The 16,521-nt window shown below is 68.1% G+C and carries 12 protein-coding genes; 6 read left to right on the forward strand and 6 right to left on the reverse strand.

Going from position 1 to position 16,521, the window contains the following annotated elements:
* Positions 1 to 16: 16 nt before the first annotated feature.
* Both FRAEUI1C_RS16405 and FRAEUI1C_RS16410 read right to left on the reverse strand, forming a co-directional pair.
* Positions 17 to 1,303, reverse strand: coding sequence for an acyl-CoA dehydrogenase family protein (locus tag FRAEUI1C_RS16405; RefSeq protein ID WP_013424430.1), 1,287 nt, complete (start codon positions 1,301 to 1,303; stop codon positions 17 to 19).
* A complete protein-coding gene (locus FRAEUI1C_RS16410) occupies positions 1,293 to 2,453 on the reverse strand; it encodes an acyl-CoA dehydrogenase family protein (protein ID WP_013424431.1) in 1,161 nt (386 codons plus the stop codon). The genes FRAEUI1C_RS16405 and FRAEUI1C_RS16410 overlap by 11 nt, the downstream gene beginning before the upstream one ends.
* A 616-nt stretch (positions 2,454 to 3,069) precedes the next feature.
* On the opposite strand from FRAEUI1C_RS16410, the gene FRAEUI1C_RS16415 reads away from it, so the two are divergent.
* Genes FRAEUI1C_RS16415 through FRAEUI1C_RS16425 form a run of 3 tightly spaced genes read left to right on the forward strand, consistent with a single transcriptional unit; the run spans position 3,070 to position 6,631 of the window.
* Complete coding sequence (locus tag FRAEUI1C_RS16415) at positions 3,070 to 4,227, forward strand: acyl-CoA dehydrogenase family protein (RefSeq protein WP_013424432.1); 1,158 nt, start codon at positions 3,070 to 3,072, stop codon at positions 4,225 to 4,227.
* Positions 4,224 to 5,348, forward strand: a complete 1,125-nt coding sequence (locus tag FRAEUI1C_RS16420; RefSeq protein WP_013424433.1) for an acyl-CoA dehydrogenase family protein — start codon at positions 4,224 to 4,226, stop codon at positions 5,346 to 5,348. Before FRAEUI1C_RS16415 ends, FRAEUI1C_RS16420 begins: the two co-directional genes overlap by 4 nt.
* Complete coding sequence (locus tag FRAEUI1C_RS16425) at positions 5,345 to 6,631, forward strand: amidohydrolase family protein (RefSeq protein ID WP_013424434.1); 1,287 nt, start codon at positions 5,345 to 5,347, stop codon at positions 6,629 to 6,631. Before FRAEUI1C_RS16420 ends, FRAEUI1C_RS16425 begins: the two co-directional genes overlap by 4 nt.
* A 136-nt stretch (positions 6,632 to 6,767) precedes the next feature.
* Here FRAEUI1C_RS16425 and FRAEUI1C_RS16430 read toward each other — a convergent pair whose 3' ends face one another.
* Positions 6,768 to 7,583, reverse strand: coding sequence for a FadR/GntR family transcriptional regulator (locus FRAEUI1C_RS16430; RefSeq protein ID WP_198318762.1), 816 nt, complete (start codon positions 7,581 to 7,583; stop codon positions 6,768 to 6,770).
* 633 nt (positions 7,584 to 8,216) lie between these two features.
* On the opposite strand from FRAEUI1C_RS16430, the gene FRAEUI1C_RS16435 reads away from it, so the two are divergent.
* From FRAEUI1C_RS16435 to FRAEUI1C_RS16445, 3 genes are all read left to right on the forward strand, one after another.
* A complete protein-coding gene (locus FRAEUI1C_RS16435; RefSeq protein ID WP_013424436.1) occupies positions 8,217 to 9,683 on the forward strand; it encodes an aldehyde dehydrogenase family protein in 1,467 nt (488 codons plus the stop codon).
* A 404-nt stretch (positions 9,684 to 10,087) separates the two neighbouring features.
* The gene (locus FRAEUI1C_RS16440) at positions 10,088 to 11,299 is read left to right on the forward strand and encodes an ABC transporter substrate-binding protein (RefSeq protein ID WP_232425451.1); all 1,212 of its coding nucleotides are present in this window, start codon (positions 10,088 to 10,090) and stop codon (positions 11,297 to 11,299) included.
* Between the two features lie 129 nt (positions 11,300 to 11,428).
* Complete coding sequence (locus tag FRAEUI1C_RS16445; protein ID WP_013424438.1) at positions 11,429 to 12,634, forward strand: amidohydrolase family protein; 1,206 nt, start codon at positions 11,429 to 11,431, stop codon at positions 12,632 to 12,634.
* A gap of 160 nt (positions 12,635 to 12,794) precedes the next feature.
* On the opposite strand, the gene cysN is transcribed toward FRAEUI1C_RS16445, so the two are convergent.
* The 3 genes from cysN to FRAEUI1C_RS16460 are packed head-to-tail and all read right to left on the reverse strand — an operon-like array spanning position 12,795 to position 16,493.
* Complete coding sequence (cysN, locus tag FRAEUI1C_RS16450) at positions 12,795 to 14,708, reverse strand: sulfate adenylyltransferase subunit CysN (RefSeq protein ID WP_013424439.1); 1,914 nt, start codon at positions 14,706 to 14,708, stop codon at positions 12,795 to 12,797.
* Positions 14,708 to 15,631 carry a sulfate adenylyltransferase subunit CysD gene (gene cysD, locus FRAEUI1C_RS16455; RefSeq protein WP_013424440.1) on the reverse strand — a complete coding sequence of 308 codons (924 nt, stop codon included), beginning with the start codon at positions 15,629 to 15,631 and terminating at the stop codon, positions 14,708 to 14,710. The genes cysN and cysD overlap by 1 nt, the downstream gene beginning before the upstream one ends.
* A 58-nt stretch (positions 15,632 to 15,689) precedes the next feature.
* Positions 15,690 to 16,493: an SDR family NAD(P)-dependent oxidoreductase gene (locus FRAEUI1C_RS16460; RefSeq protein WP_013424441.1), complete on the reverse strand. Its 804-nt coding sequence runs from the start codon at positions 16,491 to 16,493 to the stop codon at positions 15,690 to 15,692.
* Positions 16,494 to 16,521: the final 28 nt, after the last annotated feature.

The raw sequence follows: 16,521 nt of genomic DNA on the forward strand, positions 1-16,521 counted from the left end.
TCGGGACGCTCTCCGCTCAGCTCGTCGGCTCGCTGCGGACGGACGGCGTGTGCCGCACGTCCCGGAAGGGGAGGCCACGGTCAGGCGCTGCTTCCCGCGGCATGCCGAGTACCCGCTCGGCGACGGCGTTGCGTGCCATCTCGGTGGTGCCGCCGGCGATGCTCATCAGCTGGCGAACCAGGTAGCCGGTGCCCTGGCTGCGTACCTGGTCATCGTCGTCGTCGGCCCAGACGGCGGCATGGCGACCAGCCAGCTCGAAGCCAATGGTGGCGAGCCGCGACTCCACCTCGCCGTGCATCAGCCGGCTCACGGATGCGAGCTGGTCGGACGCCTCATGATGGGCGATGGCGGTCTGCACATGGCGGTCGAGTTCACGCGACACGAGACGAAGGACATGGGCCTCGGCGACGAGCTCACGAGCGGTCGGGTCGTGGCGCCTGCCGACCAGTTCCGCGAGGCGGAGCATGTCGGCGCCGGCGCCGACCGATGGCCCACCGCCAACGTCGGCGGAATCCGGTCGCGAAGTGAGCGGCGAGGAGTGAATGGTTCGTTCGTGGAACATCCACCGGGTCGCCACGCTCCAACCGTCGTCGACAGGGCCGACGCAGGCGTCCGCCGGCACGACAACGTCCGTCAGGAACTCCTGGCAGAACTCCTTGTTGCCGTTGATCATCTCAATGCGCGAGACCTCGATGCCCGGCTGGTGAATGGGCAGCATGAAGACGGTCAGCCCGCGGTGTTTCGGAACGTCCCAGTTGGTCCTCGCCAGGCACAGGGCCCAGTCGGACCACCAGGCACCTGTCGTCCAGATCTTCGATCCGTTGAGGACCCAGCTGTCCCCCTGGCGCTCGGCGCTGGTCCGCACGCTGGCGAGATCCGAGCCCGAACCGGGCTCCGAGAGGAACTGCATCCAGAGCTCCTCGCCGCGCAGGATCGCCGGGATGTGCGCCAGTTTCTGGTCGTGGGTGCCGAATTCGAGCAGGATGGCCGCGCACGGCGTCATCGTCGGGACCTGCATCCGCATCGGATATCGGTGGCCCGCGAGTTCCCTGCCGAACGCCGCTGCGTGCCCGGGAGTCAGGCCTAGTCCGCCGTACTCCTTCGGGAAGCAGATGCCGGCGAATCCTCCGTCCCAGAGCAGCCGCTGCAACCGCCGCTCCTCGGCGACCTCGGCAAGCTCCTGCTCGTCGGAACGGGCGGCGAGCGGCCCTCGGTCCTGCGCGGTCAGGGTCGGCAGGTTCGCGCGGATCCAGCGCCGGGCCCGCGACCGGAACTCGGCGATCGGCTCGATCTCATCGGTCATCAGACGACGGCTCCTGTTCGATGTATCGCCGTTCGATCAGATCAGCGAGCCGCAGCCGATGCTGCCGCGGTGTCCCGAGCAGCGTGCTCGACAGGGCGACCCGGCGAAGATAGAGGTGCAGATCGTGCTCATAGGTCAGGCCGATTCCGCCGTGTAGCTGGACGCACTCCTGGCACAGCTCCGGGCCGCGGTCGCCGATGTACGACTTCGCGACACTGACCATTTCGATCGCCTGGCCGAGATCGTCACGGACCGCGGTCGTGAGCGCGTCGACAAGCGCCTGGCTGGCCTCCAGCCACATCTTCATGTCGGCGAAGCGGTGCTTGAGCGCCTGGTAGGACGCCAGCGGCCGGCCGAACGAATATCGGTCAGCGGCCCAGGCGACGGTCAGGTCAAACGCCCGGTCCATCGCCCCGACCATCTCGGCGAGCTGGATGACAAGCGCGTCGCACACCTGACGTTCGATCTCGGTCGTGGCCGAGAGGGGCTGACCCACCATGCTCGTCGCCGGCACGTGGACATCGTTGAAGTCCACCTGAGCGAAGCGGCGGCTCACGTCGATCGAGCTCAACGGTCTGATGACCAGCCCGACGCTCGTAGCGGGAACGAGCAGTTGCAGCAGCCCGGCGCCGACCCGCGCGGTCACCAGGAACAGGCTCGCCTGGGAACCGTGCTCGACGGGAGCGGTTCCGCCGGACAGTATCCAGTCGTGTCCCGCGGGCCGGGCGACAACGGAGACCGCTCCAGGCAGCCCGGTCAGTTCCGGCGCTGCCGGGCACCACGCCGCGACGGCTTCCCCGGAGACCAGCGGGCCGAGCGCGGAATGAGCGAGATCGCCGCCCGCCCGCGACAGCGCCGCCGCCACGACATTTGTTCCCAGCAGCGGCCCCGGTGCCGCGGCGCGCCCGAACTCGCGTGCCACCAGGGCCAGATCGCGCAGGCCGTCGCCGCTGACAGTCCCGCCGCCGTGTTTCTCCGCCACGAGCAGCGAGGTCCACCCCAGTTCCGCTCCGGTCTGCCAGTACTCCGGCCGGTAGCCGTCAGCGGTGTCGCGCAGCCCGCGTAACAATGCCGTCGGGACCGCGTTCTGGAGGAACTTTCGTGTCGTGGCCACCAGCAGTTCCTGGTCCGCCGTGAGGCCTGACTTCACCTGTCTTCCTTCCCCTCGCCGAAGAGGCGTCCTCCGTGACCCCGCGAAGCCGTGACCCCGCGAAGCCGTGACCCCGCGAAGCCGTGACCCCGCGAAGCCGTGACCTCGCGAAAGCGGGCCCAGGCGGCCTCGGGTTGGGCCCCGAGCCGACGATGAGTCCCGATCCGGAGCCGCGCCGCGGTCCCCGTTCCTGATCGCGGACGGCGCTGAGGTGCTTGGCCCGAGCGCCGCGGGGCGGCGCCGGCCGCTCCTGCCGCAGGCTACCCTAAAATTACTATCATTATCCTGATAGCGCCAAGCGGTGGGGTGGGTGTGCTAGACGGCGGACCTGTCGTTGATCGGCGAGCCTGCCGGCGGCGACCTTCCGAACGGCGACCTCATCGTGCGCGTCCCTGCGGTCATCTGTGAACGACAACGATGGTCTGGCGGGACCGGGCGAGGCAAGATCATGCCTTCCTGGCCGGTGGTCGCCGGGATCTGCCTGGCCGCGCGACCTTCGTACCTGCGGCGCCGCTTGACCGGGTAATGGTTATCCTCTTAGTGTGGCCGGCATGTCGAACAGCTCCATGCGGGGTGCGTGGCAGCCGGAACCTGTGCGGATGGGCCGGTAGGCGGCGTGGACTTCTCGTTGCCAGTCGAGGTGGACCTGTTTCGCGCGGAGCTGGGTGCCTGGCTGGCCGCGAACCTGACGGATGACGTCGTGTCGGCCGGTCGTCACCGGGGGTCAGACCCGAAGTCGTTCGAGACGCTTCGCGGGTGGGACCGGGCGATGGCCGACGCGGGGTGGGCAGCCGTCTCGTGGCCACGCGAGTACGGCGGCCGCGGCGCGACGGCGCTCGAGCAACTCGTCTACGCGGAGGAGGTCACCGGGGCCGGAGCGCCGTTGCCGATCAACATGATCGGCCTGAACAACATCGCGCCGGCGATCATGCATTACGGGACGGACAGCCAGAAGCGTACGCTTCTGCCGCGGATGAGGCGTGCCGAGGACATCTGGTGCCAGGGCATGTCGGAGCCTGGCGCGGGCTCGGATCTCGCCTCCCTGCGCACCCGCGCGGTGCGCGACGGCGACGAGTTCGTGATCAATGGCCAGAAGACCTGGACATCGCTCGGACACTGGGCCGACTGGTGTCAGCTGTACGTGCGCACCGATCCCGAGGTGCCCAGACACCGGGGCATCTCGTGCCTCATCGTCGACATGTCGCTGCCCGGCATCGACGCCCGGCCGCTCACGACGCTCGGCGGCGACACGGATTTCGCCGAGGTCTTCTTCGAGGACGTGCGTGTGCCGGCCACCGCTCTGCTCGGGCCGTTGAACGCCGGCTGGCAGGTCGCCACCACGACGCTGAGCCACGAGCGTGCCGGAGCCGCGCGGCTCTATGCCGAGCTGCAGGTCTGGCTTCATGACCTGGTAAGCGACCTCGCGCGTACGGAGTCGGGCGGCCGGCGGCCGTTGGAGGACCCGTCAACGCTGCGCCGCCTTGGAGAGATCGCCGTGCGCATAGATTTCCTGAAACGGTTATGCCAGCGCTCGATTTCCGCGGGCCTCCATGGCGGTGACCCGTTCGGCTCCGCGAGCCTGGCCAAGACCGTGTGGGGCGAGATCGGCCAGGATCTGGCCGCTCTCGCATTCGATCTGCTCGGTGCGCGGAATCCCGGTGGTCGGTGGGCGGATCTGCGCCTGTCGTCGCGGTCGCTGACCATAGCCGGGGGCACGACGGAGATCAATAGGAACATCACCGCACAGCGAGTCCTCAAGCTGCCGCGCGGATGAACCTCGAACCGACCGATGAGCAGCGGGCCCTGCGGGCCACGGTCCGGCGTTTTCTCGCCGAGCGCGCGACGATCGCGGAACACGTCCGCCCGATGCTCGCCGACCCGACGGGAACGACCGACCTCGTCTGGCGGGGTCTGGCCGATCTTGGTGCTACCGGCCTGCTTGCCGCGACCGAGCATGGCGGCGCGGGTATGTCCCTGGTCGAGGCGGGGATCGTGCTCGAAGAACTGGGCGCCGCGCTGTACCCGGGCCCGTGGCAGTCCAGCGCGGTCGCGGCCGCCCGCGCTCTCGCGCGAACCGGGGCCAGCGGCGACGAGGCCACGAAACTGCTGGCGGGGATCGCCGACGGGGCCACCATCGCGACCGTCGCCCCGCTGGAGGCGACCGACGGTCGGCCGACCGCCGAGCTTCGGCGCGACGGATACGTCCTGCGCGGCGGAATGCCCTCCGTACCGGATGCCGCGGCGGCCGACGTCCTGCTCGTGCTCGCCACCGATCGTGGCGACGAGGTCGGCCTGTTCCTGGTCGACGCCACCGGCGTCGGCCTCACCGTCACCCCGCGGCCGACCATCGACCAGACCCGGAAGCAGTGTCAGGTCACCCTCAAGGACACCCCGGCACGGCGCCTGTCGACCGTGTCGCCCGAGGCGTTGACCGCCCTCGTCGACGACGTGCTCATCGCGGCGGCCGCGGACGCGGTCGGAGCCGCGCAGGCGGTCCTGGACCTGGCGATCCAGCATGCGACGACGCGACAGCAGTTCGGCCAGCCGATCGGATCATTCCAGGCCGTGCAGCGTCTGTGTGTGGACATGTACGAGTCCGTCGAACTGGCGCGCAGCGGCGTCCTGCACGCACTCTGGGCCGCCGACGCCGGTTCCGCGGAGGAGCGGCACCTGTCGGCTTTGCGGGTGAAGGCGTTCTCCGGGCGGCTCGCCGCGGTCGGCGACGCCGCCATCCAGGTGTTCGGCGGTCTCGGCTACACCTGGGAACACGACGCTCATCTCTACCTCAAGCGGCTGTTGAGCTGGAGCGCGCTGCTCGGGGAGCCGGACCGCTATCTGAAGGAAGTCGGCTCGGCGCTCACCCGCTCGCTGACAGTCACGAGGAGCCCGCTGTGAAAATAGAGGATCTCATCCTGGTCTCGGTCGACGACCACGTCGTCGAGCCGCCGGACCTGTTCGACGGCCACATCTCCGCTCGCTATGCCGAGCGGGCCCCGAAGATCGTCACGAAGGACGACGGCACCAACGCCTGGGTCTTCGAAGGGCAGGAGGCCACCAATGTGGGCCTGAACGCGGTCGCGGGCCGCCCACCGGACGAGTACGGCGTGGAGCCGACGCGGTTCAGCGAGATGCGCCCAGGGTGCTACGACATCGACGAGCGTATCCGGGACATGAACGCGAACGGTGTCGCCGCGTCGCTGAACTTCCCCTCCTTCCCGCAGTTCTGCGGCCAGTACTTCGCGCGTGCCGCCGACAAGGAGCTGGCGCTCGCCGTCCTGCGCGCCTATAACGACTGGCATGTCGACGAGTGGTGCGGTACCCACCCTGGCCGGATGATCCCGCTCGCCATTCCACCGATCTGGGACCCGCACCTCATGGCGGACGAGGTCCGACGCATGGCGGCCAAGGGATGCCACGCCGTCAGCTTCTCCGAGAACCCGGAGAAGCTGGGACTCCCGTCGCTGCACAACGACCACTGGGATCCGTTCTGGCAGGCGTGTTCGGAGACCAACACGGTCGTCTGTCTGCATATCGGGTCGTCGTCGCAGGTTGTTGTCACCTCGATCGAGGCGCCGGTCGACACCATGATCACGCTGCAGCCGATGAATATCGTGCAGGCCGCGGCCGACCTGGTATGGTCTCCGGTCCTCCGAAAGTTTCCCGACCTGACGCTGGCCCTCTCCGAGGGCGGCATCGGGTGGGTGCCCTACTTTTTGGAACGCGTGGACTACGTCTACAAGAACCATCGGGGGTGGACCCATCAGGACTTCGGTGACAAGCTGCCGAGCGAGGTCTTCCTCGACCGCGTCGTGACCTGCTTCATCGACGACGGCTTCGGCGTCGAGAACCGCCACCGGCTTAACATCGACATGATCACGTGGGAATGCGACTTCCCTCATTCGGACTCGACCTGGCCCAGCTCGCCCGAGGCGCTCGGCAAATACCTCGGTGGCGTGCCCGATCAGGAGATCGCGAAAATCACCCACGAGAACGCGCTGCGGGTGTTCTCCTTCGACCTGCACAAGCACCTGCCCGGGGAACAGGCGACAGTCGGGGCGCTGCGGGCACTGGCCGCGGACGTCGACCTGGGCTACAGATCATCGGCCCGGCTCAGGAAAGAAGGCACCGAGGCGGTGACCATGCTGGACCTGGCCCGCCAGCTGCCGACCTCCAGCTGACCTGCCACGCGGCGCGGCCGCCTGTAAGCCTCTCCGCGCCGCCGAAGCACGGGTTGGATCCGCAACCGCCGGGCCGGAGATCTCCGCCAGCTGGAGAGCGGGAAGGCCCACCCGGCGGCGCGCGCCGGAAACCGGATCAGACGTTGCTTCGGAATCCAAGGTTCTGCGTCGGCGGACCCGTCAAATTCACCGTGATCGTCGGATCAACGGGCCGCATCGCGGTCCTGGACTCCTCGAGATGCCAGCGGGTCAGCTGCTCGGCCGCGGCACCATCGCCCGACTCGATCACCCGGGTGATTTCCAGGTGAGTACGGAGGGACGCCCGGGCCGCCGGAACGGGCCCACCCCCGGCAGCGGCCGTGTCCACCTCTCGTGGCACGTGATAGGACCAGACCCGATCCACCGCCGCGAGTGTGAGATACATGGTGTGATTGCCGCAGTGCTCCACGAGCGTTCGATGCCATGCGCTCAGGATGCGCGCGAACTCCTCCGGACTCGTGTCGAGGGAGGCTTCCGCGCGTTCATTCAGAGCGACCAGCAGCGGTACTACCGTCTGCTGCCGGTCGTCGCGTCCCGCGGCCAGGCGGGCACACAGCGGTTCAAGGTTGAGGAGCGCCGTGGATACGTCGGCAAGCGTCACCCGGTGGGACTGCATAACCAGACCCAGCTGATAGGCCGCCCCGCCGGCGTCGGGCGCGTGCACAACCGCGCCGCCGATATTTCCGCGTCGAACTGTGACGAGGCCCTCGGTTTCGAGGATGCGCATGACCTCGCGCAGTGAGGCACGCGCGATACCGAACTCCGCCATCAGGTCATCTTGCTTCGGAAGGAGGTCGCCGTCCGCGAGCTCCCCGTTGACGATTCGGGACCGCAAGACGCCGGCGACCGCTTCGGCGACGCGCGGCACGGCCATCGGCCTGGTGCGCCGGTCGGATGCGTCAGAGAGAGCCACCCGCAGCATGATACGGAAGTCGGTCCGTTCTGGGCCGACCGGCCTGAACCCCATCGGGCCCTGTCGGAGAAGCTCACCGAGCAACGCCCAGCCGACTCCGATCCGCCCACCGCCAGAAGTGACTGAATCGCGGCTGCGTGATCTTTGTCCGGGGTTTTCCGTTCCCATCCTCGGCGACTGTCTGGGTTTCTCCCGTCGGGGCACGCGCTTGCTGCCGCCTCGGACGCCCGACAGGTTCCGGACACCGCGGCCGTGGCGGTCCTCGACCACGCTTCGGCGGCGCCGGTGCTGAGCGCGGTCGCCGCGGGCACGCCCGACGTCGTGCCCTCCGGTGCGTTCGGCCGCCGGTCGCGCGGCGAAGGCCGGCCTCGCTGATCGCGATCACCGACCCGCCCGACGCCGACGCCGGGCGTCGCCCTCTAGGCGCGATACTGACATGTGCGTCAGTGCCGTTGTAGTCTGCATCTAGCTCGTCCAAGGGTCTGAGCGCTCTCCGAGGTGACAGTAGCGTCATAAGGGCGGATTCCCGTGGCCCGCACGGGCGAGGGGCCACACCCATGCGTCAGGACCATGGAAGGCGGCGGACATGTCGACCCCTGTCGGCGACGCGGGCGCCCGAGCGACGGCCGCATCATGATCGACGAAGAGTCTCGTCTGCTGGTCAACGGGCGGCTCACGCGGGCCGCGGGTGGCCGCACGTTTGACAATCTGAACCCGGCGACTGAAGAGATCATCGGTCGGGTGGCGGACGCTGACGCCGGCGACCTGGATGCGGCCGTGGCCGCGGCGCGTGACGCGTTCGACCTGACGGAGTGGTCCGTCGACCATCAGCTTCGCGGGCGTTGCCTGCTCCAACTGCAGGATGCGCTGGAGCGGGAGCGGGAGGAGATCCGCGCTGAGCTGGTCGCGGAGGCAGGCTGCCCGGTCTCGATGACGTACATGACTCAGCTCGACCTGCCCCTCGCGGACGCCCTGCGGTGGCCCGCGGCCGCGATCGGCGACATCCCGTGGGTGCGCGATCTGCCCGTGGTCGAGCTGTTCGGCCTGCGTAGCTGGCGCAAGGTGGTCAAGGAACCGGTCGGGGTCGTCGGCGTGATCACACCGTGGAGCAACCCGATCGGAATAACCCTGTCCAAGCTCGGACAGGCGCTCGCGACGGGCAACACCGTCGTTCTGGCGCCGGCGCCGGAGACACCATGGACAGCGGCCCGCCTCGGGCGCCTGATCGCCGAGGAGACCGAGATTCCGCCGGGCGTGGTCAACGTCATCACGGCGTCCGACCGCGCGATCGGCGAGGCCCTTGTCACCGATCCGCGGGTGGACCTGATCGCCTTTACCGGCTCGACGGCCACTGGTCGGCGGATCATGGAACAGGGCGCTTCGACGCTGAAGCGTCTCTGCCTCGAGCTGAGCGGCAAGTCCGCCGACATCATCCTGGACGACGCTGACTTCGCCGCGAAGCTCTGCCTGGCCTGGATGGTCTGTCTGCACGGCGGGCAGGGCAGCGCGATGCCCAGCCGCCTGCTGGTGCCTCGTACCCGCTATGACGAGGCGATCGAGCTTGTGGCCGACGGTTTTTCGAAGGTGCCGATCGGAGATCCGACCGATCCCGCGAACATCCAGGGCCCGCTGATCAGCGCGGGGCAACGTGACCGTGTTCTGCGGTGCATCGCCGGCGGAGTGCGTGAGGGTGCGCGCCTGGTGGTGGGGGGCGGGCGCCCGACGCACCTGGAGAAGGGGTACTACGTGGAGCCCACGCTGTTCGCCGATGTCGACAACGTTATGACGATCGCTCGGGAGGAGATCCTGGGGCCCGTCCTGGTCGTGATCCCGTTCGAGGACGACGCCGACGCTGTTCGGATCGCGAATGACAGCGGCTATGGGCTTTCCGGCGCGGTGACGTCTGGGTCCGGGAAACGCGCCGAGTCCGTCGCGGCGCGACTAAGGGCAGGTCGGGTCTCGGTGAACGGGGGAATCTGGTACGGCGCCGATCTTCCATTCGGTGGCTACAAGGCGAGTGGACTCGGCGTCCAGAACGGCATCGAGGGCTTCGAGCAGTACCTGGAGACGAAGGCGCTGTCCGGGCTGGTCGGTCGGTGAGGATGCCACGGCAGCCGCGCGTGGCTGCTCCTCAGGCGCGTTTCCGGGACCGCGTTCGCCCCGGTCGCTCGCCGCGAGAGCGTGACGTCCTCACCTGCTATCGCCCCTGACCTCGGCCGTGGTTCACGGATGAGCCCGGGCCGGACGGCCGGCTCGTCCACACCAGCCGGCGCGCGACATGGCGGGCCGCGCCGTCGCGCACGACTTCCGAAATGTTCTCACGCACTGTCCTTGGCGGCGCGCGGTCCTTTCATCACCCCGCCGGAGCCGTTTCGACGGCTGTGAGCCGCGACGCCGGAAGATACACCGGCCCCGCGAAAGTGCCACTACCCAACCGGCGGCAGTTCGTATGTATGTCACTCACCCACGCGAAAGGCGAAACTGTGATCACTAGTCGCAGGAGAATGTTAGCCGCGGCCGCGGCCGCGCTGATTGCCCTGGTCGGCTGCGGCTCCTCGAAGTCGACCGGGGCGAAGGCAGGTGACGACGGTGGCCCGACCTACACCTTAGGCGTGCTTGCCGACATCACGGGACCCGCGGCCTCGGCAGGCAGGACCCAGGTCGATGGAGTCAAGGCGGGGACCATTCTGGCATCGCGCCAGGGCTACAAGATCAAGTATATCGTGGCGGACACCCAGACCTCGCCGACGGCCACGCTGGCGGCCGCGACGAAACTCGTGACACAGGATCACGTGTTCGCGGTGATTGCCAACTCCTCACTCACCTTCGCCGCGTCGGCCTACCTCACGGCGCACCAGGTGCCCGTGATCGGTACGTCGATTGACGGGCCGGAGTGGATCACGTCGAAGAACATGTTCTCCGTGATCGGCGCCATCCACGGGACGTACGTGGGAACCACGCCCGGCAAGTTCCTGAAGATGCAGGGTGTCTCGAGCCTCGCCGCCGTGGGCTACGGAATATCGCCGTCATCGTCGGAGAGCGCCAGGACGACCGTGGAGTCGGCGAAGGCGGCGGGAATCAAGGTCGGATACCTCAACGCGCAGGTCCCGTTCGGGAGCACCGATGTGGGTCCGCTGGTGTTGGCGATGAAGGCGGCGAAGGTCGACGGGTTCTTCGCCTCGACCGACCCGAACACGGCCTTCGCCGTCATCTCCGGGCTGAACGCGCAGGGAGTCAAGCTCAAGGCGGCCCTGATGTTCACGGGTTATGGCGGCGACCTGATCCAGGCCGGCCCGGGGGCGCTGGAGGCGGCGCAGAACGTCTACTTCGGAACCCTGTACGAGCCGGTCGAACTGCAGACCGCCGCGACCAAGCAGTTCGTCGCTGATCTCAAGAGCGCGGGCGTGCAGGGCGCACCGACGTTCGCCCAGTACAACGGGTACGTCTCCATCGGTCTTTTTCTTCGCGCGGTCAAGGCGGCCGGAAAATCGCCGACACAGGCCTCGCTGCTCTCCGCCCTGTCGGCCGTCCACGACTTCGATGCTCTCGGCCTTTTCGGCGGGCAGAAGGTCGACATCAACAACAGGGCGAACCTCGGCTTCGGAGTGCACAACTGCCTGTACTTTGTGAAGTTGGTGGGCAAGACCTTCAAGATGGTCTCCGGGGCCGACCCGCTCTGCGGCGACGTCATTCCGGGCCTGACGGTACCATCCTGACCCCCCAGCTATCGCTGTTGATCCGTGCCCCGGGCCGTGGCCGCGTACGCCGCGAATGCACCGGCGACGGCGGGCCGACCGCCGGCGGCCCCGTTCGGGTAAGTGCTAGAGACGGCCTCTGGAGGATGTATGACCAGTCCCAGGTTTCCTGTGTTCGATGCTGACAACCACCTGTACGAGACGCGTGACGCTCTGACGAGGCATCTGCCTGACGGGTACAGGGGCCTGATCGACTACATCGAGGTGAGGGGCCGGACGAAGATCGTGGTTCGGGGGCAGATCTCGAACTACATTCCGAACCCGACGTTCGATGTGGTGGCTCGGCCGGGTGCGCAGGAGGAGTACTACCGGAAGGGCAATCCGGATGGTAAGAGCCGTCGGGAGATCTTCGGTGAGCCGATGCGGTCGATCCCGGCGTTCCGTGAGCCGGCCGCGCGTCTGGAGTTGTTGGACGAGCAGGGTGTCGAGCGGACGTTGATGTTCCCGACGTTGGCGAGTCTGGTGGAGGAGCGGTTGCGGGATGATCCGCGGGCGATCCACGCGGTGGTTCACTCGCTGAACGAGTGGCTGTATGAGACGTGGCAGTTCAACTACGCCGACCGGATCTTCACGACGCCGGTGATCACGTTGCCGATCGTGGAGAAGGCGTTGGAGGAGCTGGACTGGGTGATCGAGCGCGGCGCGAAGGTCGTGTTGATCCGCCCGGCGCCGGTGCCTGGTTTCGAGGGTTCGCGTTCGTTCGGGTTCCCGGAGTTCGACCCGGTGTGGCAGAAGATCGTCGACAACGGTCTGGTTGTTGGTATGCACTCGTCGGACTCGGGCTACGAGCGGTACACGAACGACTGGATGGGTAGCAACAGCGAGTTCCTGCCGTTCCAGCCGCAGGCGTTCCGGATGCTGTCGGGCTGGCGCCCGGTCGAGGACTCGGTGGCCGCGCTGGTCTGTCACGGCGCGTTGACCCGGTTCCCGGATCTGAAGGTCGCGTTCATCGAGAACGGGGCCAGCTGGGTCGCGCCGCTGCTGAAGTCGTTGAAGGACCTGTACAAGAAGATGCCGCAGGACTTCCCGGAGAACCCGATCGAGGCGATCCGCCGCGCGATCTACATCTCCCCGTTCTGGGAGGAGAACTACGCCGACCTCGCCGAGCTCCTCGGTGAGGACCACGTCCTGTTCGGATCCGACTACCCGCACCCGGAAGGCCTCGCGGAGCCGGCGAAGTACGCCGAGGACCTGCTGGCCTACAACGACGAGGCACGCGTCGCGAAGTTCATGGGCGGCAACCTCGCCACCCTCATGGGCTACCCCGCGAAGGTCGAAACCACCGCCAGCGTCTGAACACGACAGGCGGCTCTCGCGGCTTCCGCGGATCCGCCCGGCCCGCGTCATCGACACGGGCCGGGCGGATCGCGCCGCGGGTGGTGCGGCCGCGGTACCGAGATGACATGTGGGCTACCGCGTCGGAGCCCGGCCGGGAGAAACCGGCCACCGGACGCGGTCACGGGTTCACTGGCAGCACCCCTTGAGCGCGAAGCTGGCTGACGACCAGGTCGGCGGCCTCCTGCGGCCCCGTGATGGACGTGTCGATGCGAATCTCCGGTGCCAGCGGCGGCTCGTAGGGCGAGTCGACGCCGGTGAAGTTGGGCAGCTCGCCTCGGCGGGCCTTCGCGTAGAGACCCTTGACGTCACGGGCCTCGGCCTGCTCGATCGAGGTGTCGACGAACACCTCGCAGAAGCGGCCCTCGCCGGCCCGCTCCCGGGCCAGCGCACGCTCGGCGCGGAACGGCGAGATGAACGAGACCAGCACGACCAGTCCGGCGTCGGCCATCAGCCGTGCCGTCTCGGCCACGCGACGGATGTTCTCGACACGGTCGGCCTCGGTGAAGCCGAGGTCGCGGTTGAGGCCGTGCCGCACGTTGTCGCCGTCGAGCAGAACCGTGTGCACGCCCAGGGAGTGCAGCCGCTGCTCGGTCCGGTTCGCGATGGTGGACTTTCCGGCACCGGAGAGACCGGTGAACCAGACGACCGCCGGGCGGTGTCCCTTCAGCCTGCTGTGCGCCTCGGTGGTGACCTCGAGCGCCTGCCAGTGGACGTTGCTGGCGCGGCGCAGCGAGAAGCGCAGCAGCCCGGCGCCGACAGTCGCGTTGGAAAGCCGGTCGACGACGACGAAACCACCCATGTCCCGGTTGGAGACGTAGGGATCGAAGGCCACCGGTCGGTCGGCGCTGACCGTGCAGACGCCGATCTCGTTGAGCCGCAGCGTCCGGGCCGCCACCTGGTCCAGCGTGTTGACGTTCACCTTGTACTTCAGCTGGGAGAGGCTGATGCCCGTGGTCCTGGTACCCAGCTTCATCAGGTAAGGCCGTCCCGGGACCATCGCCTCCTCGTGCATCCACACCACCTGCGCCTCGAACTGGTCGGAGACCTCGGCGGGATCGTCGGCGGCGCAGAGCACGTCACCGCGGCTCACGTCGATCTCGTCGGCGAGAACGACGGTGACGGACTGGCCGGCGGTGGCCTCGTCGAGATCCCCGTCGAAGGTGCTGATCCGGGCCACCGTGCTCGTCTGCCCCGAGGGCAGGACCCGCACCTTCGCCCCGGGCGCCACGGTGCCGCCGGCGACCATTCCGGAGAAGCCGCGGAAGTCGAGGTTCGGCCGGTTGACCCACTGGACCGGCATGCGGAACGGGCCCCGGCCGCCCCGGTCAGCCAGCTCGACGGTCTCCAGGTGCTCCAAAAGTGCCGGCCCGGTGTACCACGGCGTCTCCGGGCTCCGGTCGGTGATGTTGACGCCCCGCAGCGCCGAGATCGGGATACAGGTGATGTCGCGCAGCCCGATCTCGGTGGCGAAGGTCCGGTAGGCGGTCTCGATGCGGTCGAAGACGGCCTGGTCGTAGTCGACGAGGTCCAGCTTGTTGACCGCGACGACGATGTTCTCGATGCCGAGCAGAGAAACCAGGTAGCTGTGCCGCCGGGTCTGGGTGAGCATTCCCTTGCGGGCGTCGATCAGGATGACCGCGAGCTCGGCGGTCGAGGCCCCGGTCACCATGTTGCGGGTGTACTGCTCGTGGCCTGGGGTGTCGGCCACGATGAACTTGCGCCGCTCGGTGGCGAAGAACCGGTAGGCGACGTCGATGGTGATGCCCTGCTCGCGTTCCGCGGCGAGACCGTCCACGAGCAGGGCGTAGTCCAGCTCGCCCCCCTGGGTGCCGACCCGTTTCGAGTCGGCTTCGAGCGCGGCGAGCTGGTCTTCGAGGATGAGGTGGGACTCGAAAAGGAGCCGGCCGATGAGGGTGCTCTTCCCGTCGTCGACGCTGCCGCACGTGATGAAGCGCAGCAGGCTCTTGTGCTCGTGCGCGTCGAGGTAGGCGTCGATGTCCGCGGCGATGAGGGCTTCCCGGGCGTTGGACACTAGAAGTAGCCCTCCTGCTTCTTCTTCTCCATCGAACCGGAGGAGTCGAAGTCGATAACCCGTCCCTGCCGCTCGGAGGTCGTGGTCAGCAGCATTTCCTGGATGACCTCGGTCAGCGTGGTCGCTTCGCTCTCCACCGCGCCGGTCAGCGGATAGCAGCCCAGCGTGCGGAACCGGACGCTGCGCAGCCGCGGCTCCTCGCCCGGCAGCAGGCGCATCCGCTCGTCGTCCACCATGATCAACGCGCCGTCTCGCTCGACGACCGGACGTGGCGCCGCGAGGTAGAGCGGCACGATGGGGATGCCCTCGCGGTGGATGTACTGCCAGATGTCGAGCTCGGTCCAGTTGGAGATCGGGAACACGCGGACCGACTCGCCCTGGCTGTGCCGCACGTTGTAGGTGCGCCACAGCTCGGGGCGCTGGGACTTCGGATCCCAGCGGTGCTGCGCCGAACGGATGGAGAAGATCCGCTCCTTCGCGCGGGACTTCTCCTCGTCGCGGCGGGCACCGCCGAAGGCGAGATCGAACTTGTGCAGGTCGAGCGCCTGCTTGAGGCCTTCGGTCTTCCACAGGTCGGTATGGACCGCGGAACCGTGGTCGAACGGGTTGATGTTCCGGGCGAGGGCCTCGGGGTTGCGGTGCACGAGGAGCTGCATGCCGGCCTCGGCCGCCATCTTCTCCCGCATCTCGTACATGGCCCGGAACTTCCAGGTGGTGTCGACGTGGAGGAGCGGAAACGGCGGCGTCGACGGGTGGAAGGCCTGGCGGGCCAGGCGCAGCATCACCGCGCTGTCCTTGCCGACGGAGAACAGCATGACCGGCCGCTCGCTCTCGGCGACCGCCTCGCGCATGATCTGGATGCTCTCGGCCTCCAGGCGCTGCAGGTGCGTGAGGCTCGTGGGCGTTGTCGCGGTGGTGGTCACCGGATCGTCTCCCGACTGGTTCTGGGCAGGCTGGCACCCAGTGGTTCGACTGCGACGCTCATGCGAAGTCCGAGCCTCCGTCGACGTTGATGTTGGCGCCGGTCATGTAGGTGTTGCGCGCCGACGCGGCGAAGGCGATGACAGGACCGATCTCCGCCGGATCGGCGGCCCGGCCGAGGAAGACGTGGTGGCCGAAGCCGCGGCCGATGTAGCGCATGACGTCGTGCAGGTCGTTCTCGTCGACGTCGGGAATCGGTGCGAGCGCCTGCTTGAACGACTCGGACGCGAACGTTCCCGGGCTCACCGTGTTCACCAGGATTCCCTCGGGCGCGAGGGTCTGCGAAAGGTTCTTGCTCAGGCTCGTCAGCGCCGACTTCGCCGCGGTGTAGGCGATCAGCGGCGGGGACTGCCGTTTGGTCGACATCGCCGAGACGTTGACGATCCGGGCCCACCTCGCCGCCCGCAGGAGGGGCAGGGCGGCCCGGATCGTCCGTACGGCGCTCAGCGTCAGGCCGCTGAGGACGCTGTGCCACTCCTCGTCGGTGTAGGTCTCGAACGTCTTGAGGTTCATTGCCATCGGGCCGGCGGCGTTCACCAGCGCGTTGAGCTGTCCCCACCGCTCACCCACCTGGGCGAGGGCCGCGTCGACCGAGCCGGCGTCGAACAGGTCGGTCTGAATGCCGACCGCGTCGGGCGAACCGAGCGCGGAGAGCTCCTCGACCGTGGCGTCGAGCGCCGCCTTGGAACGGGCGAGCACCGCGACCTTGGCACCGTCGGCCGCGAAGCAGTCCGCGGCGGCGCGCCCCATGCCCGCGGTGCCGCCCGAGACGACGACGGTGGCGTCCTTGAATCCGAGATCCATGTGCTTACTCCTGAGGTGCCGGAAGCTG

This window comes from Pseudofrankia inefficax, assembly GCF_000166135.1.
Lineage (GTDB): Bacteria > Actinomycetota > Actinomycetes > Frankiales > Frankiaceae > Pseudofrankia > Pseudofrankia inefficax.

Excerpts from the sequence above, each read along its gene's own strand:
- FRAEUI1C_RS16405 (WP_013424430.1), bottom strand. The coding sequence starts at position 1,303 with ATGACCGATGAGATCGAGCCGATCGCCGAGTTCCGGTCGCGGGCCCGG.
- FRAEUI1C_RS16420 (WP_013424433.1), top strand. The coding sequence starts at position 4,224 with ATGAACCTCGAACCGACCGATGAGCAGCGGGCCCTGCGGGCCACGGTC.
- FRAEUI1C_RS16435 (WP_013424436.1), top strand. The coding sequence starts at position 8,217 with ATGATCGACGAAGAGTCTCGTCTGCTGGTCAACGGGCGGCTCACGCGG.
- FRAEUI1C_RS16440 (WP_232425451.1), top strand. The coding sequence starts at position 10,088 with ATGTTAGCCGCGGCCGCGGCCGCGCTGATTGCCCTGGTCGGCTGCGGC.
- FRAEUI1C_RS16445 (WP_013424438.1), top strand. The coding sequence starts at position 11,429 with ATGACCAGTCCCAGGTTTCCTGTGTTCGATGCTGACAACCACCTGTAC.
- FRAEUI1C_RS16460 (WP_013424441.1), bottom strand. The coding sequence starts at position 16,493 with ATGGATCTCGGATTCAAGGACGCCACCGTCGTCGTCTCGGGCGGCACC.